The organism is Enterobacillus tribolii (genome assembly GCF_003363015.1).
In the GTDB taxonomy this organism is placed as follows: Bacteria; Pseudomonadota; Gammaproteobacteria; order Enterobacterales; family Enterobacteriaceae; genus Enterobacillus; species Enterobacillus tribolii.
Window position 1 is genome coordinate 216,505 of sequence record NZ_QRAP01000004.1, and the last position, 20,807, is coordinate 237,311.

Annotated in this window: 18 protein-coding genes; 7 read left to right on the forward strand and 11 right to left on the reverse strand. The window is 58.6% G+C overall.

Annotated features, from left to right (window positions below; all coding sequences use genetic code 11):
- The first annotated feature begins 2 nt into the window (after positions 1-2).
- On the forward strand, positions 3-62 hold the full coding sequence (locus tag C8D90_RS22495; RefSeq protein WP_407920638.1) for a Hok/Gef family protein: 60 nt from the start codon (positions 3-5) through the stop codon (positions 60-62).
- A 100-nt stretch (positions 63-162) separates the two neighbouring features.
- Here C8D90_RS22495 and C8D90_RS10390 read toward each other — a convergent pair whose 3' ends face one another.
- Together C8D90_RS10390 and C8D90_RS10395 are read right to left on the reverse strand one after the other, a co-directional pair.
- Positions 163-540 (reverse strand): hypothetical protein, encoded by a 378-nt coding sequence (locus tag C8D90_RS10390; protein ID WP_147291352.1) that lies wholly within the window; start codon positions 538-540, stop codon positions 163-165.
- A 26-nt stretch (positions 541-566) separates the two neighbouring features.
- Positions 567-1,325: a CHAP domain-containing protein gene (locus C8D90_RS10395; RefSeq protein ID WP_115458377.1), complete on the reverse strand. Its 759-nt coding sequence runs from the start codon at positions 1,323-1,325 to the stop codon at positions 567-569.
- 156 nt (positions 1,326-1,481) lie between these two features.
- Here C8D90_RS10395 and C8D90_RS10400 point away from each other — a divergent pair, with 156 nt between their 5' ends.
- The gene (locus C8D90_RS10400; protein WP_115458378.1) at positions 1,482-2,423 is read left to right on the forward strand and encodes a DUF1848 domain-containing protein; all 942 of its coding nucleotides are present in this window, start codon (positions 1,482-1,484) and stop codon (positions 2,421-2,423) included.
- Positions 2,424-2,454: 31 nt separating this feature from the next.
- On the opposite strand, the gene prfH is transcribed toward C8D90_RS10400, so the two are convergent.
- Positions 2,455-3,066: a peptide chain release factor H gene (prfH, locus tag C8D90_RS10405; RefSeq protein WP_115458379.1), complete on the reverse strand. Its 612-nt coding sequence runs from the start codon at positions 3,064-3,066 to the stop codon at positions 2,455-2,457.
- Positions 3,063-4,184 carry an RNA ligase RtcB family protein gene (locus tag C8D90_RS10410; protein WP_115458380.1) on the reverse strand — a complete coding sequence of 374 codons (1,122 nt, stop codon included), beginning with the start codon at positions 4,182-4,184 and terminating at the stop codon, positions 3,063-3,065. Before C8D90_RS10410 ends, prfH begins: the two co-directional genes overlap by 4 nt.
- A gap of 456 nt (positions 4,185-4,640) precedes the next feature.
- Between C8D90_RS10410 and adhP the strand changes: the two genes are divergently transcribed.
- Positions 4,641-5,654 (forward strand): alcohol dehydrogenase AdhP, encoded by a 1,014-nt coding sequence (adhP, locus tag C8D90_RS10415; RefSeq protein ID WP_115458381.1) that lies wholly within the window; start codon positions 4,641-4,643, stop codon positions 5,652-5,654.
- Positions 5,655-5,690: 36 nt separating this feature from the next.
- Here adhP and sbmC read toward each other — a convergent pair whose 3' ends face one another.
- From sbmC to mak, 3 genes are all read right to left on the reverse strand, one after another.
- Positions 5,691-6,158 carry a DNA gyrase inhibitor SbmC gene (gene sbmC, locus C8D90_RS10420; RefSeq protein ID WP_115458382.1) on the reverse strand — a complete coding sequence of 156 codons (468 nt, stop codon included), beginning with the start codon at positions 6,156-6,158 and terminating at the stop codon, positions 5,691-5,693.
- A 109-nt stretch (positions 6,159-6,267) separates the two neighbouring features.
- Complete coding sequence (locus C8D90_RS10425) at positions 6,268-7,092, reverse strand: CPBP family intramembrane glutamic endopeptidase (RefSeq protein ID WP_115458552.1); 825 nt, start codon at positions 7,090-7,092, stop codon at positions 6,268-6,270.
- Positions 7,093-7,232: 140 nt separating this feature from the next.
- On the reverse strand, positions 7,233-8,138 hold the full coding sequence (gene mak, locus C8D90_RS10430; protein ID WP_115458553.1) for a fructokinase: 906 nt from the start codon (positions 8,136-8,138) through the stop codon (positions 7,233-7,235).
- 153 nt (positions 8,139-8,291) lie between these two features.
- Here mak and rdgC point away from each other — a divergent pair, with 153 nt between their 5' ends.
- Positions 8,292-9,203, forward strand: coding sequence for a recombination-associated protein RdgC (gene rdgC, locus C8D90_RS10435; protein WP_115458383.1), 912 nt, complete (start codon positions 8,292-8,294; stop codon positions 9,201-9,203).
- Positions 9,204-9,247: 44 nt separating this feature from the next.
- Here rdgC and fucO read toward each other — a convergent pair whose 3' ends face one another.
- From fucO to C8D90_RS10455, 4 genes are all read right to left on the reverse strand, one after another.
- Positions 9,248-10,399 carry a lactaldehyde reductase gene (gene fucO / locus C8D90_RS10440; protein WP_115458384.1) on the reverse strand — a complete coding sequence of 384 codons (1,152 nt, stop codon included), beginning with the start codon at positions 10,397-10,399 and terminating at the stop codon, positions 9,248-9,250.
- An 11-nt stretch (positions 10,400-10,410) separates the two neighbouring features.
- Positions 10,411-11,310: a dihydrodipicolinate synthase family protein gene (locus C8D90_RS10445; protein ID WP_115458385.1), complete on the reverse strand. Its 900-nt coding sequence runs from the start codon at positions 11,308-11,310 to the stop codon at positions 10,411-10,413.
- Positions 11,311-11,569: 259 nt separating this feature from the next.
- Positions 11,570-11,860 (reverse strand): pyrimidine/purine nucleoside phosphorylase, encoded by a 291-nt coding sequence (ppnP, locus tag C8D90_RS10450; RefSeq protein WP_115458554.1) that lies wholly within the window; start codon positions 11,858-11,860, stop codon positions 11,570-11,572.
- A 109-nt stretch (positions 11,861-11,969) separates the two neighbouring features.
- The gene (locus C8D90_RS10455; protein ID WP_115458386.1) at positions 11,970-12,923 is read right to left on the reverse strand and encodes an aldo/keto reductase; all 954 of its coding nucleotides are present in this window, start codon (positions 12,921-12,923) and stop codon (positions 11,970-11,972) included.
- 383 nt (positions 12,924-13,306) lie between these two features.
- On the opposite strand from C8D90_RS10455, the gene C8D90_RS10460 reads away from it, so the two are divergent.
- From C8D90_RS10460 to mdtC, 3 genes are read left to right on the forward strand one after another with little or no spacing between them, the layout of a single operon-like run.
- Complete coding sequence (locus C8D90_RS10460; protein WP_115458387.1) at positions 13,307-14,575, forward strand: MdtA/MuxA family multidrug efflux RND transporter periplasmic adaptor subunit; 1,269 nt, start codon at positions 13,307-13,309, stop codon at positions 14,573-14,575.
- Between the two features lie 3 nt (positions 14,576-14,578).
- Entirely contained in the window at positions 14,579-17,707 is a 3,129-nt protein-coding gene (locus C8D90_RS10465) for an MdtB/MuxB family multidrug efflux RND transporter permease subunit (protein ID WP_115458388.1), read from the forward strand.
- Complete coding sequence (gene mdtC, locus C8D90_RS10470; RefSeq protein WP_115458389.1) at positions 17,704-20,784, forward strand: multidrug efflux RND transporter permease subunit MdtC; 3,081 nt, start codon at positions 17,704-17,706, stop codon at positions 20,782-20,784. Before C8D90_RS10465 ends, mdtC begins: the two co-directional genes overlap by 4 nt.
- Positions 20,785-20,807 lie beyond the last annotated feature (23 nt).

The window sequence follows — 20,807 nt, forward strand, 5'->3', positions numbered from 1 at the left end:
AAATCCGCATCCGAAGCGGGCAAACTGAGGTCGCTGCCTTCACGGCTTACGAATCCAGGTAAGGGCCCGGCGCGGGGAATTTTCCCCGCGCTTCTGGGTGTCAGGTTCAGCGGCTCAGGCGCCCTTTTATTCCTCTTTGCCGCAAATAACCATGCTGAATTATTATTTGGCCGTCAATTCACTCTGTAACTCATTCTTCATAATCAACGGACGATAATTAATCTGAATTTCAGACAGCTTAGATGTTCCCTCAGACGTATAGAAAAAACGCGGATGACTAAATCCCACCTGCAGGAGCAATCCATTAATATTATACAATGCGGCTAACGGCGCTTTACCATTCGTTAATACGGCAACATGTGACTCATTGACCTTACCCGGCTCAGCAAGCAACCATTTATTCAGCGTGTCGCCCAACTGTTCAAAACTCAGCGCTCTACCATCGACCCGGTACTCCACCACGCCATTTTTCCCTGCCGGCATATCAATAATAATGGTACGTGCTGCGCCGGATATAAGGGGGAACAGCAACAGTAACATCCCGATAAAATATTTCCTTATCATCATTATGCTCCGATATATCGTCTGTAACGCGTGTCGATGTTATTTTCAAATTGCCCAACGGTCGAATAAACAGAAGTACCATGCGCGCTGATGTTGGTCAACGTACCATTGAGGAACACAATAAATCCGGTATGTCCGGAATAACTGCTGCCACCGGAGGATAAAGGATAAGCAGCCACATCCCCTTTAGCCGGTTTCTCATCCGTAGATAATACCCGCCAGTTAGGAATATAGGTATTTTTATCCGCCCATTCCGCCGCCAGCGGTGCGCGCTTGGCTCCGCGGATAGTCACATAGGCATCCAGCCCGGCTTCTTTTATCACGTCATAAACGAATTTATTGCACTTATTTGAGTTGACCGGGAAGTCATCCTTCGCGACGTCGTATGCCCACGCCGTACTCTGATCGTGGCTGACGGCTTTGGTATTCACCAGATTGCGCTTTTGCACGTTGCCGGGCAGTCCTTCCTGATGGCCCCGAATCGTCCGGCCTTCCATTTTATAAACCTCCGGCGCGGTATTCAGCGTTTTTAACGTTCTTCCGCCCGGACTGATGACGCTGTCCGGCGCCTTTATCCCCATGGCAAACTGCAAAATACGAATCGCTTTATACAGCTCTTCATCTGCCATTGTACCCTGCGCGATCTGCGGTAATGTTTTCACCCTGGCGAAATGCGCGTTCAGTTGCTGGCGTACCAGCCTGACCTCTTCCGGCTTATTCGCTCCTCCCAAACCAACGCTGGCACTCAGTACGATTGTCATCAGCCATTTCCTTTAGCAAGTTTTCGTGATGTGATTACGTGAACTATCACCTTACTGCGTTTCTTTTTGGGACGATCCTTAGTTTTAACAATTTGTGATATGTATACTTATCACTCAAAAGCAACCTCACGTTAATCTACCACCGGGCTATGCACCATGATTATCAGCGCCAGTCGCAGAACGGACATTCCCGCGTTTTACGCCGAATGGTTTATCAACCGCATTCGGGCGGGCTTTTTGCTGACGCGCAATCCGTTCAACTACCGGCAAATCAGCCGGGTGTCGCTGCTGCCGGAGGAAACAGAGGTTATCGTCTTCTGGACACGCAACCCGCGAAAACTTATGCCTTATTTACCGGAGCTCCGGCAACTGGGGCATCGCTTTTATTTCCAGTACACCCTCACCGGCTATCCGCGCGTTCTGGAGGAAAAAAACGTCAGTCCCTATAAGTCGATAGAGACATTCAGGGCATTATCGCAGGCAGTCGGCAGTGACAGCATTGTCTGGCGTTACGATCCCATTTTGCTTTCCAACCTGCTGCCATTGCATGAACACATCCGGCTTTTCACCAAGCTGGCGCAGAGCCTGCGCGGTTACACTCACCGGGTCGTCATCAGCTTCGTTGACTTTTATAAGAAGACGGAAAAAAACCTGAACGCCGTGAACGGCCTCAGCTACCGGGATATTTTGCAGGATGAAAGCGCCTACACGACGCTGGCTCAGGCGCTGGCGGAAATCGCCGCGCGCTGCGGAATGGAAATCTTCACCTGCGCCGAAAACGTCCGGCTGGCGCAATACGGCATCCAGCCCGGCAAATGCATTGACGACAGACTGATCAAACAAGTGTTCGGCATTGACGTCAGCCACGCTAAGGATGCAGGGCAGCGGGAAGCCTGCGGTTGTGTAAAAAGCATCGACATCGGCGCGTACAATACCTGCCTGCATGGCTGCACCTATTGCTACGCCACCTTCAATCATGCGCTGGCGGCGGCGAACTACAAGAAACACGATCCGCAAAGCCTGTTTCTGTTCGGGCCTGCGCAAGCGATCCCCGTTCAGTTACTGCAGGCGCCGGAACGACAGACGCCGCTGTTTTGATGTCAGCCGCATTGCGGCGGCTGACAATCTGTTATCCGCTGAATGCCTTGCCTTTAAACACCCGCGTCGGGTTTCCCCGTTCCAGCTGATGATGAAACATCCGCCGCTCAGCCTTTATTCCGGCTTGCTGCTGCTGTTGCACCTGCTTCAGCTTGTGTTCCAGCAGCCAGCGCGCCAGACGCTTATTGGCATGCTGGCTGCGTTCGCTCTGCACCTTTACGCTGATTCCGCTGGCGAGGTGCGTGGCCCGTACCGCAGACTCGGTTTTATTCACGTGTTGCCCGCCCGGCCCCGATGCCCGCAGGGTGTCGAAACGAATCCCCTCATCCGGCAACGTTTCCGGCATGGCAACGCGGGCGGCGCCGATGTACCAGTTTTTCCGGCTGCCGCCGCCGCGCCATGGGCTGTCGCAAATCCACAGCAGTGTCCCGCTCCAGGCGTCGGCCACCTGCGCCTCCTGCCCGCCGCTCAACGCCACCAGCGCCGAACGCAGTGTTCCCTCGCGCCGCCCCGTTTCCGCCTCCAGCAGATCCAGCGTGACGCCGGCCTCCGCCGCCTCACGGGTAAGCCGCGCCAGGGCTTTGGCAACGGCCATCATGCACTCATCCGGCCCCTGCGCGGCGGAAAGCTGTAATAAAATCATGCTTCCTCCCCGCGCACTTTGTAAGTCAGAACCGGCGTCAGACGGGCAATCAGTACGATCAGCCCGGCCTGTTGCAGCGCCTCAATGATGCTGTCAATCGGCTTGTAGGCCTCCGGCGCCTCCTGAAAAATAAGTTGCTTATCCTGACACACCACCCGGCTGCCAAAACGGGTGCGCGTCAGTTGCTGCACGTTATAGCGGGACGAAAGCCGGTCGCGGCATTCACCGCGCATCCACTTACGCCCCGCGCCGTGCGCCAGAGAATACAGGCTGTCCGCGGCGGGAACCGGCTGCACCAGATAGCTGTAGTCACCGCGTGAACCGGGGATCATCACCGGCCCGCCGTCCGCAGGCGTCGCCCCCTTGCGATGCAGCCAGCCCGTCACGCCGTCAATCTCACAGCGCGAAACCAGATTATGATTCACGTCCAGCAAACAGCTGCCTTCTCCGCGCCAGCGAGCCAGCATACGCTGAGCAATCAGGCGGCGGTTCAGTTCAGCAAACGCCAATGCCTGCTGATGCTGCAACAAATAGTTCTGCGCCGCCGGGGTTTCTTCCTCCAGCCCCTGGTGGCCGAACGCACGCACGTGCTGTTCCAGAATGGCCTGCCCCAGGCCGCGTGAACCGCTGTGTACCAGCAAAAGCAGTTCTTTGGTTGAAAGCTGCCGCTGTTCCAGCCATTCCGGCTGATAAACCTCATCCAGTTGCTGCAGTTCCGCAAAGTGATTACCGCCGCCAATGGTGCCTAACGCATAACGAAAATGCGCCGGCGCATCCTGCGGCAGTTCATCCTCCGCTAACGGCATATCAATGCTGCCGAGGCGTTTTTCCAGCTTATCCGCCGACAGCTTGCCGGCGGTCAGCCCCGTACGCCACAGCGCCATACCGCAACCAATATCGTTGCCGACCAGGGCCGGATAAAAGCGGGAGCGGGAAAAAAACGCCGCGCCAACCGGATACCCGCGCCCCGGATGCAGATCGGGCATGCCGGCCACGCGCACCATTCCCGGCAGGCGGGCGGTTGTTTCGAGTTGTTGGATTGCTTTTCCTTCAATCCAGGTGTGTTCCGTCGCGATAATATTGACGCATGCCGGAACCGAGCAAAAATCTGTGCCCATAGATCAATCCTGTGTGATCGTTACAAAAAATAGCGGATCAGGATCGGAGCAGGAGGGGACGGCACACTGTCATCAAAAATGGCCGTAAGTTATGAAGAGTCTATCCCGCCAGGCTGACGTGCGGGAAAAGGCAAACTGCCGGGATAGACTCTTAAGCCTGTACCGATCCGTAAAACGGGGATGATGTAAAAGTCATGATAAACCTCCTTATTGATGATGAGACGGAAACATAAAACGCGCACATCCTGCCATAGGCACAATTTTTGCGCAACAACGCCTTTTCATTCCTCTGACGCCATAATTTCCTCCGCAATCCCTCACAAAAAGAAAAGTATTTTGTTGAATTATTGAAAACTCGCATGCAAAGTTAAAAAGGTAACACATTAATTCATTTAAATTATAAAAGATGGATTATCACAAAACTCAATTATTTTGCGCCAAAATGAGGAACCAATCATGAAAGCAGCTGTAGTAACCCAGGATCATCGCGTCGAAATCAAGGACAAAAAACTACGTCCCCTGCAACACGGTGAAGCTCTGCTCAAAATGGATTGCTGTGGTGTTTGCCATACCGACCTGCATGTGAAGAACGGCGACTTCGGAGACAAAACCGGCGTAACGCTGGGCCACGAAGGCGTTGGCGTTGTCACCGAAGTCGGCCCCGGCGTCACCTCCCTGAAAGTCGGCGATCGTGCCAGCGTGGCGTGGTTTTATGAGGGTTGCGGGCATTGTGAATATTGTAACAGCGGCAATGAAACCCTGTGCCGTACAGTAAAAAACGCGGGGTACAGCGTCGACGGCGGAATGGCCGAACAATGCATCGTCGTGGCCGACTATGCGGTGAAAGTGCCGGACGGCCTGGGCTCCGCCGAAGCCAGCAGCATCACCTGCGCCGGTGTAACGACCTACAAAGCGGTTAAGCTTTCCCTCATCAAACCGGGCCAGTGGATTGCCATTTACGGGCTGGGCGGCCTCGGCAACCTCGCGCTGCAATATGCCAAAAACGTCTTTAACGCCAAAGTGATCGCCATTGACGTCAACGATGAACAGCTGAAATTTGCCGCAGAAACCGGCGCCGATCTCATCATCAACTCACGCAGCGAAGACGCGGCGAAGATCATTCAGGAGAAGGTTGGCGGCGCGCATGCGGCGGTGGTAACGGCCGTTGCAAAATCCGCATTCAACTCTGCGGTGGATGCGGTTCGCGCCGGCGCCCGTGTCGTTGCCGTCGGGTTGCCGCCGGAATCAATGAGCCTGGATATTCCCCGCCTGGTGCTGGACGGCATCCAGGTCGTCGGTTCATTGGTCGGCACCCGTCAGGATCTGACCGAAGCCTTCCAGTTCGCGGCGGAAGGCAAAGTGGTGCCGAAGGTCTTTATGCGCCCGGTTGAAGACATCAATACCATTTTCACTGAAATGGAACAGGGAAAAATTCAGGGCCGGATGGTCATCGACTTCAGAAACAAGTAATTATCAGGAGGGAGGCCGCCTCCCTCCTCTGCCGCATTATATTTTTTTCACCGGGACGCACATATCGAAGTCCCATATCCCGCTTTCTGAACCGTCGTTCAGATACTCCTCATAGTAGGATCCGCCGCTGGGCACATAGCCGCTGCCCGGCAACAGTTCATTGAAGAAAGCAGCCCAGGGCTTGCCAAAATCACCGTCGGTAATATGGGCGCGCGCCACGGCATACAACCCACCTTCCAGCGTATCAATGCGCAACCCTTCGCTGCCCGGCGGCAGCACAAAGTCATCCGCCACGGTCAGCACGGTATCCACCCGCATCTTTTCCGGCGGGACATCATGCGGGTTGTCGTAATACACCGCGATCCACTCGCCGCAGGTGACATTATGGCGTTCGACCCACGCCATCAGCTCGTTAAACCCTTCATATACCGTCTTATCCAGCGGGCCGACTTTACGAATGCCAGCAAACGTACGTGCAGCGCGGGTTTCAATTTTCAGTTCCATGCCGTCTCTCCATGATAGTGATTTACTGTTTTTATAAACAGTATTTTTATTGTTGGCAAGACAAAATTCCTGTGCATGGAATCCCGATCACGCTGCGCCAAACAGGCGCTTAACCGGCCGCTTTTAGCATCACCGGATAAGTGAAAAAGAGTAAATGACAAAGATTCAGTCCGAAATGAAAAAGCACCGCCACCCACAGCCGCCCGCTCCACATCCATGCCAGGCCGTATATCACGCCGGCCAGCGTCGCAAATATCATCAACAAAGTGCCGCCGGCATAATGAACGGCACCGAAAAGTCCGGCAGAAATAATCAGCGCAGCGACGGGTGGCATAATTTTCCCGAGCCGCTGCTGCAAATAACCGCGAAATAATGCCTCTTCCGCCAGAGAGACAAAAAAGATATTTGCCAGCATGAACTGTAATAGCCAGGACGGCTGATGCGGTTCAAATTTCAGTCCTCCCGCAACCACCGCAATAAGCAACAGCGCCGGAACGGCAAGAACTAATAAGCCCCACAGCCACACGGAAGGCCGATACTGCGGCTCGCTGACGAAAAGAGTCCGCAAGCCGACCAATAAAACGAACGGAACCAATGCCTTATCAAAATTGAAATACATCGAAAAGGCCATACTTTCCGGCCCGGGCTGAACAAGGTGAAGCACCCTGAGATTATTAAATCCCGGTATCACATGCAGCATCAGCGCGACCGCGCTGATAAGCATCACACCCTCAATCATCACCTGCCGATATCGCCCGCGGGGAATACGACGGGAATAAACCGCAGCCAGGAAAAGCAATAAAATAAATGACCACGCGGGCCATGCCAGCACGCCGCTGCGAATAGCAAAAATGACGGCTAATAATAATGAGACTAACGATAAACGTTTATTCCATTGCAAAAGCAGAAGCGATAACGCCAGCAGTATCCACAGCATAAGAAGAAACCAAGCAAATAAGTATTTTGCATCACATTAACACATTATTGGCTCAATCAAGGCGCACTCTTGCGATGGTTTTCTTATCTCTGTTCCCGCGATGGTGCCCGCGCCGTGTTACGGGCGCGGGCAAAGCCTTATGCCGGCCACAGCCACGCCGCACCGCGTACGCCGCTGGAGTCCCCGTGCAACGCCTTACGCAACGGCGTGCGACACTCACCGCCGAAGGTCCAGGGCGCAATCAGCCCCGGCACCGTCTGATACAGCCGCTCCACGTTGCTCATGCCGCCGCCGAGCACCACCACGTCCGGATCAATGATGTTGATGACGTGGGCCAGCGCTTTCGCCATCCGCCGCTCATAATTCGCCATCGCCTGCTCTGCCATGCCGTCGCCCTGCTGCGCCAGCGCGATAATTTCCGCTCCCTTGCGCTTCTGCCCGCTCAGGCGCGCGTAGTCCGTTTCAAAGCCGGTGCCGGAAATGAAGGTTTCGATACAGCCGGGTTTACCGCAATAACAGGGAACGTCATCCCGGAACGATTCCTCCTCCCGATCCAGCCACGGCAGCGGGTTATGCCCCCATTCGCCGGCAATGCCGTTACCGCCCGCATGCACCCTGCCGTCAATGGCGATGCCGGAACCGCAGCCGGTGCCGACGATCACCGCAAATACCAAATGTTCCCCGGCAGCCGCACCATCGGTGGCTTCCGACACCGCCAGGCAGTTGGCGTCGTTTGCCAGACGTACCTCGCGTTGCAGGCGCGCGGCGAGATCTTTATCCAGCGCCTTACCGTTCAGCCACACCGAGTTGGCGTTTTTCACCAGCCCGGTAAACGGCGAAAGCGTGCCCGGAATGCCAACGCCCACGCTGCCTTTGCGCCCGGTGTGACGCTCGGCCTGCTCTACCAGCCCAGCAATCGTTTCAACGGTTCCCGCATAATCGCCGCGCGGCGTCGCCACGCGCTGCCGGAACAGTTCGCCGCCGCCGTCACCCAGCGCAATCACTTCCGTTTTGGTGCCGCCTAAATCAATACCGATACGCACGCCGTTCCCCTTTTCATTCAATCGTCTCTCAGGGATTTTAGGCCGGGCGGCAACGAAACACTACAGCCGGCACGGCGAATTCGCTATCATGCCGCCCGGACTGACGAAATATTATCAACCCGGGCACCCGTTGCCCGGATCGGGGGCAACGCTATGTTATGGTTTAAAAACTTACTTATTTACCGCCTGAGCCGCGACGTACATCTGGTGGCGGACGAGATGGAAAAGCAGATGGATTCACTCTCGTTCACCCCCTGCGGCAGTCAGGACATGGCGAAAACCGGCTGGGTTTCCCCGATGGGTTCAGGCTCCGACGCCCTGACCCACACCGCCAACGGTCAGATCATCGTCTGCGCGCGCAAGGAAGAAAAAATCCTGCCGTCTCCGGTACTCAAGCAGGCCCTGCAGGCCAAGATCGAGAAGCTGGAAGGCGAGCAACACCGCAAGCTGAAAAAAACCGAGAAGGACGCGCTGAAAGACGAAGTGCTGCACAGCCTGCTGCCGCGCGCCTTCAGCCGTTTCAGCCAGACCTGGATGTGGATCGACACCGTTAACGGCCTGATTATGGTGGACGCCGCCAGCGCCAAGCGCGCCGAAGATACGCTGGCGCTGCTGCGTAAAAGCCTTGGTTCGCTGCCGGTAGTGCCGCTGACGATGGAAAGCCCGATCGAGCTGACGCTGACGGAATGGGTACGCTCCGGCGACATTCCCGCCGGGTTCGCCCTGCAGGATGAAGCCGAGCTGAAAGCGCTGCTGGAAGACGGCGGCGTGATCCGCTGCAAGAAACAGGATTTGCGAAGCGATGAAATCGCCGTGCACATTGAGGCCGGTAAGCTGGTCACCAAGCTGGCGCTCGACTGGCAGGAGCGGATCTCGCTGGTGCTGGCGGATGACGGCTCGCTTAAGCGCCTGAAGTTTGCCGACGTGATCCGTGAGCAAAACGAAGATATCGACCGCGACGACTACGCCCAGCGCTTCGACGCCGATTTTATCCTGATGACGGGAGAATTGGCCGCGTTAATCAAAAACCTGATCGAAGCTCTCGGCGGCGAAGCCCAGCGTTAATCACGCCAGTTGGAAGCCCGTAATCCGGGCTTCCGGCACCCGCCTTAATACAATGCCCGGTACAGCGCCTTAATATCCTCCAGCGTGACGTCACGCGGGTTGCCCCCGGTGCACACATCCTCCAGCGCAGCCTGCGCCAGCGCATCGATATCCGCTTGCTGCATCCCCACGTCCCGCAGGCGCGCGGGAATGCCGACGTCGTTATTCAGGCGCAATACCGCGTCCACCGCAGCTCTGCGGGCGTTCTCCAGCGGCATATTTGCAGCCTCTTTCACGCCCAGCGCTACCGCGATATCCCGGTATTTCTCTCCGGTGTGCGGCGAGTTCCACGCCATGATATGCGGCAGCAGCACCGCGTTCGCCACGCCGTGCGGCGTGCCGTAGAACGCGCCCAGCGGATGCGCCATGCCGTGCACCAGCCCCAGCCCGACGTTGGAGAAGCCCATTCCGGCAATATACTGCCCCAGCGCCATCCCCTCCGCGCCTTCACTGTCGCCCTGCACCGACTTGCGCAGCGAACGGCCGATAATTTCAATCGCCTTCAGGTGCATCATATCGGTCAGCTCCCACGCGCCGCGGGTGATATAGCCCTCAATGGCGTGCGTCAGGGCATCCACGCCCGTCGCGGCCTTCAGAGATGCGGGCATGCTGGCCATCATGTCCGAATCGATAATCGCCACCACCGGGATGTCGTGCGGGTCATAGCACACGAATTTACGGCGGTTTTGGACGTCGGTAATCACGTAGTTAATGGTCACTTCCGCCGCGGTGCCTGCCGTAGTCGGCACCGCAATCATCGGCACCGCCGGATTTTTGGTGGCGGCGCCGCCTTCCAGGCTGCGTACGTCGGCAAATTCCGGGTTGGCGATGATAATGCCGACGGCTTTGCAGGTATCCTGCGGAGAACCGCCGCCGATGGCGATCAGGTAATCCGCCCCGGCCTGCCGGAACGCCTCAACCCCGTCCTGCACCATCTCAATGGTCGGGTTCGGCAACACCCGGTCGAAAATTTCGTAGGCCAGGCCGGCCGAATCGAGCACGTCCGTCACCTTCGTCGCCACGCGAAACTTCATCAGATCCGCGTCTGTCACCACCAGCGCCTTGCGGAATCCGCGCCGCTTCACTTCGTCAACGATGCTGCCTATCGCGCCCGCACCGAAGTACGCGGTTTCATTCAAGATCATTCTCTGGACCATATGGCCTCCCTTTATTGTTCAAAATCCGTAAACAACGCGTCGATCGCCGCGCACTCCTGCTGCGTCAGCGCGCCGCCGTAATTCCTTGATGCCGCTCCCATATAGCCGAATTTGCGCGCCACCGCGGTTTTAATGGTGGTCACGAAATCATCGCCGATCGTGTAAATCGCCGACAGCCTGCCAATATCGCGCTGAATCTGGCGCAGGCACGCCAGATCGCCGTCACGCCAGGCCTGCACCGCCCGGACGAACAACGCGGGAACGATATTATTCAGCCCGGAAATCACGCCGGCGCCGCCGGCCAGCAGGTTGGGAATCAGGTATTCGTCATAACCGGACAGCACGGCGAAATCAGGGCGCACCGCCTGCGTCGCCAGAATGAGCGCACGGGTGTGCGACTGGCAGTCTACCGTGTCCTTGATACCGGCAAAATCCGGAAATTCCTGCGCCAGTTGCGCCACCAGCGGCGCGTCGAGATCGCAGCCGGTACGCGCCGGAAAGTTGTAGGCGAACCACTTGCCGGCCAGCTTTTCACCGAGCGCGCGGTAATAGCCCAGCAACTGACGCGGCGTTTGGTGAAAGTAGTAATGCGGCAGCGCCATCACGGCATCGTAACCGTTTTCATACGCGGCGTCAGCCAACCGCAGCATGTCCGGTACACAGGTGGCGGACACGTTGGCGACCATCGGCACCCCGGTCATCGTTTTCGCCGCGCGGATCAGGGCCAGGCGTTCGTCCAGCGTCAGGGACGGAAATTCGCCGATGCTGCCCATCAGTAACACGACATCGGTGCCCGCCTGTTCCAGCCGTTGCAGATGTTTCTCCAGCGCCGCCAAATCCGGTCGTCCGTTCTCGTCGAAAGGCGTCACTGAGGGGCACCAGACACCAGCGAAGCGGGATGAATGCGTCATAGCGGGATTCTCCTTCAGTCAATACATGAAACGACGTTTTATAATTTCAATGTTGCGTTAATAGCATGACTCAGGAAGAAAAATCGCTAGCCATCTCTCAAAATATGGCGTGAGGACGCGTTTTCCAGCAGAAAGTACATTGATTCCAACAGGCAGGAAAAAACAGGCCTTCAAGGACGGAGATCAGCGGGATTTCATTCCAGCGGACTGGAAAACAGAAAGGGCCGGAAAACCGGCCCCGGACGATTTAATCAGACCGTTATTTATTCAGATATTTGCACAGATACGAGGTTGCTTCAGCTACCTGTAAATTAAACTCGCTGTGTCCCGGAATAAAAAAGGTTTCTCCCGGCATAAAGACCTGCCAGTCCGGCGCGCCGGGAATCAACACCCGCAAAGCGCCGGTTATTACCGTCATCTCCTCCGGCTTGTCCGTGCTGAAGGTGTATTCACCCGCCTCCATTACCCCAACGCTGGCCCGGCCGATGCTGCCGCTGTCAAACCCGATGGACTTCACTTTCCCTGCAAAATACTCATTGACATTCAGCATGTTGTACACCTCTTGATTAGGAGACTTTCAGGTTGCGTGCTTCCTGATATTGCGGGAAAAAACAGGCCGTGTCACTGACGAACCTCACGCTTCACGGCCCGTTGGTGCTTTAATAAGCACTGGCCTGATTCAGGCGCTCAATTTGCGCGGCGGAAAGCGTCAGGCGCGCCGCGCCGGCCACTTCGTCCAGCTGTTGCAGCGAGGTGGCGCTGACGATGGGCGCGGTAATGCCGGGGCGGGCGATTTGCCAGGCCAGCGCCACCTGGGCCGGCTGCGCCCGCAGCTCAGCCGCCGTTTCATCCAGCGCTTTCAGGATGCGTTCGCCGCGCGGGTTAAGGTATTTCGCCACCACGCTGGCGCCGCGCGCGCTTTTATCGGCGTCAGCGGGCGTACGGTATTTGCCGGAAAGGAACCCGCTGGCCAGCGCATAGTAGTTAATGACGCCCACGCCTTCGTCGAGCACCACGTCTTCCAGCTCCGCTTCGTAACCCGCGCGGTCGTACAGGTTGTATTCCGGTTGCAGGGTTTCGTAGCGGGCCACGCCCAGTTCGTCGCTGACGCGCAGCGCCTCCGTCAGCCGCGCCGCGCTGTAGTTGGAGGCGCCGATGGCGCGCACCTTTCCTTCTTTAATCAGCGCATCAAACGCAACCAGCGTCTCTTCCAGCGGCACGCTTTGGTCGTCCTCATGGGACTGATAGAAATCGATGTAGTCAGTCTGTAACCGGCGCAGGGAATCCTCTACCGCCCGGCGGATATAGCGAGCGGAAAGCCCCTTCTTATCTTCGCCCATCGGCTTGCCGACCTTCGTCGCCAGGATAATCTGCTGGCGTTTGCCGCTCTTTTTCAGCCAGTTACCGATGATCGTTTCCGATTCGCCGCCGTGATTTCCCGTAACCCAGGCAGAGTAAACGTCAGCGGTGTCGATGAAGTTCAGCTGATGCTCCAGCAAAGCGTCTAAAATGCTGAACGATGCGGCTTCATCAATGGTCCATCCGAAAACGTTACCGCCGAAGGTCAGCGACGGGACCAGAATACCGGAACGACCGAGTTCGCGTTTATTCATGGGAGACTCCTGTTACGTAAAGGGAAATAGAAAGTTACGGAGTGTATTATTAACAGAAATTTTATCGTCGGGAGATAACAATCTGTTATAAGGACGCAGTGATAAGCGGCGGCAACACGGGTGCAGCCGGGGCGTTCCGGCCTTACGCCGTCTGACAGAATTTCCATATTTCCTTCATTTTTATCTCAATGAGGGTATTTAGAATGCGTAAATGGAATAAATAGCTGGAATCCGCCCCGAAAGCGGCGGGTTTCACAGGCAGGAAGCGCCGGCAACATGCGGCTTCGCTGCCGGCGTACGGGGGCAAGCCCTGGCCCGACGATTATTGATTTTATTCCCGCTGACCGTCGTCAGATTGGGATATACCGGAGATGCGAAGCACAATGAATGCCAAACCCAAAAGTTCATCCCGTGTACGCCCATGGCTGATCGCCGGCGTGGTGGTGGTCTGCGCCGTTTTCGCCTGGCGTTATTTCAGCGGCGGCGATGCCGCCGAATCACCGGCGCAGGGCGGCGCAGGCGCGCAGGCGCAAAAGCCCGGCGGCGGGCAAGGGGGCGGGCGGCGGGCGATGAGGCGTTCTCCGGTACAGGTTGCGGAAACCCGCAGCGAAAATGTCCCCAACTATCTGAGCGGGCTGGGCACCGTTACCGCCGCCAATACCGTTACTGTGCTGAGCCGCGTCGACGGGCAACTGATGAAAATCCATTTCACCGAAGGGCAACAGGTGAAGGCCGGCGATTTGCTGGCCGAAATCGATCCGCGCCCGTTCGAGGTACAGCTGACGCAGGCACAGGGGCAGCTTGCCAAAGATCAGGCGATTCTGGCGAACGCCAAACGCGATCTGGCCCGCTATCAGTCGCTGGCGAAAACCAACATGGTGTCGCGCCAGGAGCTGGATACCCAGGCATCGCTGGTCACCCAAACCCAGGCCAGCATCGAAGCGGATAAAGGCGCCGTCGACAGCGCCAAGCTTCAGTTAACCTACAGCCGCATTACCGCGCCGATCGACGGACGCGTCGGGTTGAAACTGGTAGACGAAGGCAACTACATCACCAGCGGCGGCAGCACCGGCCTGGTGGTGATCACCCAAACCCATCCTATCGACGTGCTGTTTACCCTGCCGGAAAGCGATATCCGCAGCATTCAGCTGGCGCAAAAATCCGGCCCGTTAACCGTGGAAGCCTGGGACCGCGCCAATCAGAACCTGCTGACCACCGGTACGCTGCTGAGCCTGGACAACCAGATCGACGCCACCACCGGCACCATCAAAATCAAGGCGCGCTTCGATAATCAGGACGACATCCTGTTCCCCAACCAGTTCGTGAACGCCCGGCTGAAAGTGTCCACCCAGGATAACGCCGTCGTCGCGCCGGCCGCCGCGGTGCAGATGGGCAATGAAGGCAGCTTCGTCTGGGTATTGGGCGAAGGGAACAAAGTCAGCAAACATCTGGTGACCACCGGCACCCGCACCGCGGAAAACGTGGTGATCACCGGCGGACTGAGCGCCGGCGAACGCGTGGTGACCGACGGCATCGACCAGTTGACCGAAGGCATGCAGGTCGAGGTGGTTCAGCCCGTGTCCGCTTCCGCCGGCGGCGAAGCCAAACCCGCACGCGCAGAAGGCGCCCGCCCCGCACGGCAGGAGAAGTAACCGATGAGTGAAACGGTTCCCGAACACGGAGGCGGCCCTTCCCGCCTGTTTATCCTGCGCCCGGTAGCGACCACTCTGCTGATGGTCGCCATTATGCTGGCGGGGATCGTGGGTTATCGCGCACTTTCCGTTTCCGCGCTGCCGGAAGTTGACTACCCCACCATTCAGGTGATCACCCTCTACCCCGGCGCCAGCCCGGATGTCACCACGTCCGCCATTACCGCGCCGCTGGAACGCCAGTTCGGTCAGATGTCCGGCCTGAAGCAGATGGCGTCGCAAAGCTCCGGCGGCGCGTCGGTCATCACGCTGCAATTCCAGCTTACGCTCGATCTCGACGTGGCGGAGCAGGAAGTGCAGGCAGCGATCAACGCCGCCACCAACCTGTTGCCCAACGACCTGCCCTATCCGCCCATTTACAGCAAGGTGAACCCGGCGGACCCGCCGATCATGACGCTGGCGGTCACCTCCGACGCGGTGGCGATGACCCAGGTGGAAGACATGGTGGAAACCCGTCTGGCGCAGAAAATTTCGCAGGTCAGCGGCGTGGGCCTAGTAACGATCTCCGGCGGCCAGCGCCCGGCGGTGCGGGTGCGGCTGAACGCCCCGGCCGTTGCGGCCTACGGGCTGGACAGCGAAACCGTCCGCACCGCGATCGCCAATGCCAACGTAAACTCCGCCAAGGGCAGCCTCGACGGCCCGACGCGCGCCGTTACCCTTTCCGCCAACGATCAGATGAAGTCCGCCGAGGATTACCGCAACCTGATCGTCGCTTACGCCAACGGCGCGCCGGTGCGCCTGCGCGACATCGCCAGCGTCGAACAGGGCGCGGAGAACACCAAGCTGGCCGCCTGGGCCAACAACCAGCAGGCCATCATCCTGAACGTACAGCGCCAGCCGGGCGCGAACGTCATCACCACCGCCGACAGCATTAAGGCGCTGCTGCCGCAGCTGACGCAGAGCCTGCCCAAGTCGGTCAAGATGTCGGTATTGACCGACCGCACCACCACCATCCGCGCGTCGGTCAGCGACGTTCAGGCTGAGCTGCTGCTGGCTATTGCCCTGGTGGTCATGGTGATTTACCTGTTCCTGCGCAATATTCCCGCCACCCTGATTCCCAGCGTGGCGGTGCCGCTGTCACTGGTCGGCACCTTCGCCGTGATGTATTTCCTCGGCTTCTCCATCAACAACCTGACGCTGATGGCGCTGACCATCGCCACCGGCTTCGTGGTGGATGACGCCATCGTGGTGATCGAAAACATTTCGCGTTACATCGAAAAGGGTGAATCCCCGCTCAACGCGGCGCTGAAGGGCGCGGGCGAAATCGGCTTCACCATCATCTCGCTTACCTTTTCGCTGATCGCCGTGCTGATCCCGCTGCTGTTTATGGGCGACATCATCGGCCGACTGTTCCGCGAGTTCGCCATCACGCTGGCAGTGGCGATCCTGATTTCCGCCGTGGTGTCGCTTACCCTGACGCCGATGATGTGCGCCCGCCTGCTCAGCCATGAATCGCTGCGCCGTCAGAACCGTTTTTCGCGCGCCAGTGAACGTTTCTTCGAGCGTGTGATCGAGAAATACGGCGAGTGGCTGAAGGTGGTGCTCAACCACCCGATACTGACCCTCGGCGTGGCGTTCAGCACGCTGGTGCTGACGGTGCTGCTGTACATTTTCATTCCCAAGGGCTTCTTCCCGTTGCAGGATAACGGCCTGATTCAGGGCACGCTTCAGGCGCCGCAGTCGGTCTCCTTCGCCGATATGGCGCGCCGCCAGCAACAGCTGGCGCAGGAAATCCTGAAGGACAAGGATGTGGAAAGCCTGACCTCGTTTATCGGGGTGGATGGCACCAACGCCACGCTCAACGTCGGCCGCTTCCAGATCAACCTGAAGCCGCTGGACCAGCGTGACGACCGCGTACCGGCCATCATCGAGCGCCTGCAAAAACTTTCCCTGGGCCAGCCGGGCGTGCAGCTTTATCTGCAACCCGCGCAGGACCTGACCATCGAAACCCAGTCCAGCCGCACCCAGTATCAGTTCACCCTGCAGGCGATGTCGCTGGAGCAGCTCAGCACCTGGGTGCCTAAGCTGATGGCGGAGCTGGAGCAGTCGCCGGCGCTGGGCGACGTCAGCAGCGACTGGCAGGACAAGGGCCTGGTGGCGTTCGTTAACGTCAACCGCGACACCGCCAGCCGGCTGGGCATTCAGATGTCGGACGTCGATAACGCGCTGTATAACGCCTTCGGCCAGCGGCTGATCTCCACCATTTATACCCAGTCCAACCAATACCGGGTAGTGATGGAGCATATTCAGGACAACAAGCAGGGGCTGGATGCGTTCAACGATATCTACCTGGCGGGCAGCGACGGCAAAAACGTGCCGCTCAACGCCATCGCCAAAATCGAGGAACGCTTCGGCCCGCTCGCCATCAACCATGTTGATCAGTTCCCCTCCACCACCATCTCTTTTAACGTCAGCGACGGCTATTCGCTGGAGCAGGCGATGAGCGCCATCACCACGGCGGAACAGCAACTGTCGATGCCCGGCGACATCATCACCCACTTCCAGGGCGCGACGCTGGCCTTCCAGTCGGCGCTGACCAGCACCCTGTGGCTGATTCTGGCGGCGATTTTCGCCATGTACATCGTGCTGGGCGTCCTGTACGAAAGCTTCATTCACCCGGTCACCATTCTCTCCACCCTGCCCAGCGCGGGCGTGGGGGCATTGCTGGCGCTGCTTATGGCCGGCAACGAGCTGGATATCATCGCCATCATCGGCATTATTCTGCTGATCGGCATCGTGAAGAAGAACGCCATCATGATGATCGACTTCGCGCTGGCCGCCGAACGCGAGCAGGGGCTGCCGCCGCGCGAGGCGATTTATCAGGCCTGCCTGCTGCGTTTCCGTCCGATACTGATGACCACCCTGGCGGCGCTGCTGGGCGCGCTGCCGCTGATGCTCAGCCAGGGCGTCGGCGCCGAACTGCGCCAGCCGCTGGGGATCTGTATGGTCGGCGGCCTGATCATGAGCCAGATCCTGACCCTGTTCACCACGCCGGTGATCTACCTGCTGTTCGACCGTTTCGCCCATAACACGCGCCATTCATTGCAAAGCGGGGAACAGGAGGACGCCGGGTGAAATTCTTCTCCCTGTTCATCAACCGGCCGGTAGCCACCACGCTGCTGACGCTCGCCATCGCGGTATGCGGCATCATCGGCTTCCGCCTGCTGCCGGTTTCGCCGCTGCCGCAGGTGGATTTCCCGGTGATTTCAGTCAGCGCCAGCCTGCCCGGCGCCTCGCCGGAAACCATGGCGTCTTCGGTGGCGATGCCGCTGGAGCGCGCGCTGAGCCGCATCGCCGGGGTGAACGAAATGACCTCGACCAGTTCGCTGGGCAGCACGCGCGTGATCCTTCAGTTCAACCTCGACCGCGACATCAACGGCGCCGCCCGCGACGTGCAGGCGGCGATCAACGCCGCCCAGAGCCTGTTGCCTTCCGGCATGCCGAGCCGTCCGACCTACCGCAAGGCCAACCCGTCCGACGCGCCGATCATGATCCTGACCCTGACTTCCGACACCTACAGTCAGGGCGAACTGTACGATTTGGCCTCCACCCAACTGTCGCAGAAAATCGCCCAGATCGACGGCGTGGGCGACGTCTCCATCGGCGGCAGCTCGCTGCCCGCGGTGCGTGTAGAGCTTAACCCCGGCGCGCTGTTTAATCAGGGCGTTTCGCTCGACGCGGTGCGGCAGGCCATTTCCAACGCCAACGTCCGCCGTCCGCAGGGCGCAATTGAAACCGACGCCGCCCGCTGGCAGGTACAGGCCAATGACGAAATCAAAACCGCCGCCGACTACCAGCCGCTGATCATCCACTACAACAACGGCTCGCCGGTGCGCCTCAGCGAGGTCGCCGAGGTGAAGGATTCGGTGGAGAACCTGCGCAACGCGGGGATGACCAACGCCAAACCGGCCATCCTGATCATGATCCGCCGCAGCGCCGACGCCAACATCATCGAAACCGTTGACCGCATTCGTGCAGAAATCCCTGAATTGCAGAGCACCATCCCGGCCTCCGTCGCGCTGAATGTCGCGCAGGATCGCTCCCCGACCATCCGCGCCTCGCTGGCGGAGGTGGAGAATTCGCTGGCTATCGCCGTCGCCCTGGTGATCATGGTGGTGTTCCTGTTCCTGCGTTCCGGCCGCGCCACGCTGATCCCGGCAGTCGCGGTGCCGGTGTCGTTGATCGGGACATTCAGCGCCATGTACTTTTGCGGTTTCAGCCTTAACAACCTGTCGCTGATGGCACTGACCATCGCCACCGGCTTCGTTGTGGATGACGCCATCGTGGTGCTGGAGAATATTTCACGCCACGTCGAAGCCGGGATGAAGCCGCACAAAGCGGCGCTGATCGGCACGCGCGAGGTCGGCTTTACCGTGGTGTCGATGAGCCTGTCGCTGGTGGCGGTATTTATTCCGCTGCTGTTGATGGAAGGCCTGCCCGGCCGCCTGTTCCGCGAATTCGCCGTGACGCTTTCGGTGGCGATCGGCATTTCGCTGGTGATTTCGCTGACGCTGACGCCGATGATGTGCGCCCACTTGCTCAAACAGCGCCCTGCCCGCCATCAGGAGCGCATCCGTGGCTTCGGCAAAGTGCTGCTGCGTTTGCAGCAAAGCTACGGCCGCAGCCTGAACTGGACGCTGAACCATTCGCCGTGGGTGCTGCTGGTGCTGGTCGCCACCATCGGGCTTAACGTCTGGATGTACGTCATCATTCCCAAAACCTTCTTCCCCGAGCAGGATACCGGCCGCCTGATGGGCTTTATTCAGGCCGACCAGAGCATCTCCTTCCAGGCGATGCGCGGTAAATTGCAGGATTTCATGAAGATCGTGCGCGACGATCCGGACGTGGATAACGTCACCGGCTTTACCGGCGGCATGCGTACCAACAGCGGCAACATGTTTATTTCGCTCAAACCGCTGGGCGAACGTAAAGACAACGCCCAGGCGGTCATCGCGCGCCTGCGCGCCAAGCTCGCCAAAGAGCCGGGGGCCAGCCTGTTCCTGATGGCGGTGCAGGACATCCGCGTCGGCGGGCGTCAGGGCAACGCCAGCTATCAGTACACGCTGCTGTCGGACGACCTGGCGGATTTACGCGCCTGGACGCCGAAGATCGTGCAGGCGCTGTCGAAGATCCCGGAGGTCGAGGACGTCAGTTCCGATCAGCAGGACAAAGGTTCCGAGCTGGATCTGGTGTATGACCGCGAAAGCATGTCACGGTTGGGGATCAACGTCAGCGAGGCCAACAGCCTGCTGAATAACGCCTTCGGCCAGCGGCAGGTTTCTACCATTTATCAGGCCATGAACCAGTATCACGTGGTGATGGAAGTCGCGCCGCCCTATACCCAGGACGAAAGCTCGCTCGACAAGATGTTCGTCATCAACAAAGACGGCAAGCCGGTCCCGCTTTCCTGGTTCGCCAGCTGGCGCCCGGCCAACGCGCCGTTGCAGGTCAGCCACCAGGGGCTGTCGGCCGCGACCACCGTGTCGTTCAACCTGCCGGAAGGCGGGGCGCTGTCGGACGCCGCGGACGCCATCACCCGCACCATGACCGCGCTCGGCGTGCCGCCGACGGTGCGCGGGGTGTTTGCCGGCACCGCCCAGGTGTTTCAGGAAACACTGAAGTCACAAATCATTTTGATCCTGACCGCGATCGCCACGGTGTATATCGTGCTGGGGATTTTGTATGAAAACTATGTGCATCCGCTGACCATCCTTTCCACCCTGCCCTCGGCAGGCGTGGGCGCGCTGCTGGCGCTGGAGTTGTTCGGCGCGCCGTTCAGTTTGATCGCCCTGATCGGGATTATGTTGCTGATTGGGATAGTGAAGAAGAACGCCATTATGATGGTGGATTTTGCCCTGGAGGCGGAGCGGAATGGCGGGATATCGCCGCGGGATGCGATCTATCAGGCATGTTTACTGCGTTTTCGCCCGATTATGATGACCACGCTGGCCGCGTTGTTCGGGGCGCTGCCGCTGGCGTTCAGCAGCGGGGATGGGGCAGAGTTGCGGCAGCCGTTGGGGATTACCATTGCCGGAGGGTTGGTGGTGAGTCAGTTGTTGACGTTGTATACCACGCCGGTGGTGTATTTGTATTTTGATCGGTTGAGGGGGAGGTTTAGTCGAGGGAAGGGGTTGGAGGGGATTCCTCGGTGAAGGGGGATCTTTGGGAGGAAGGT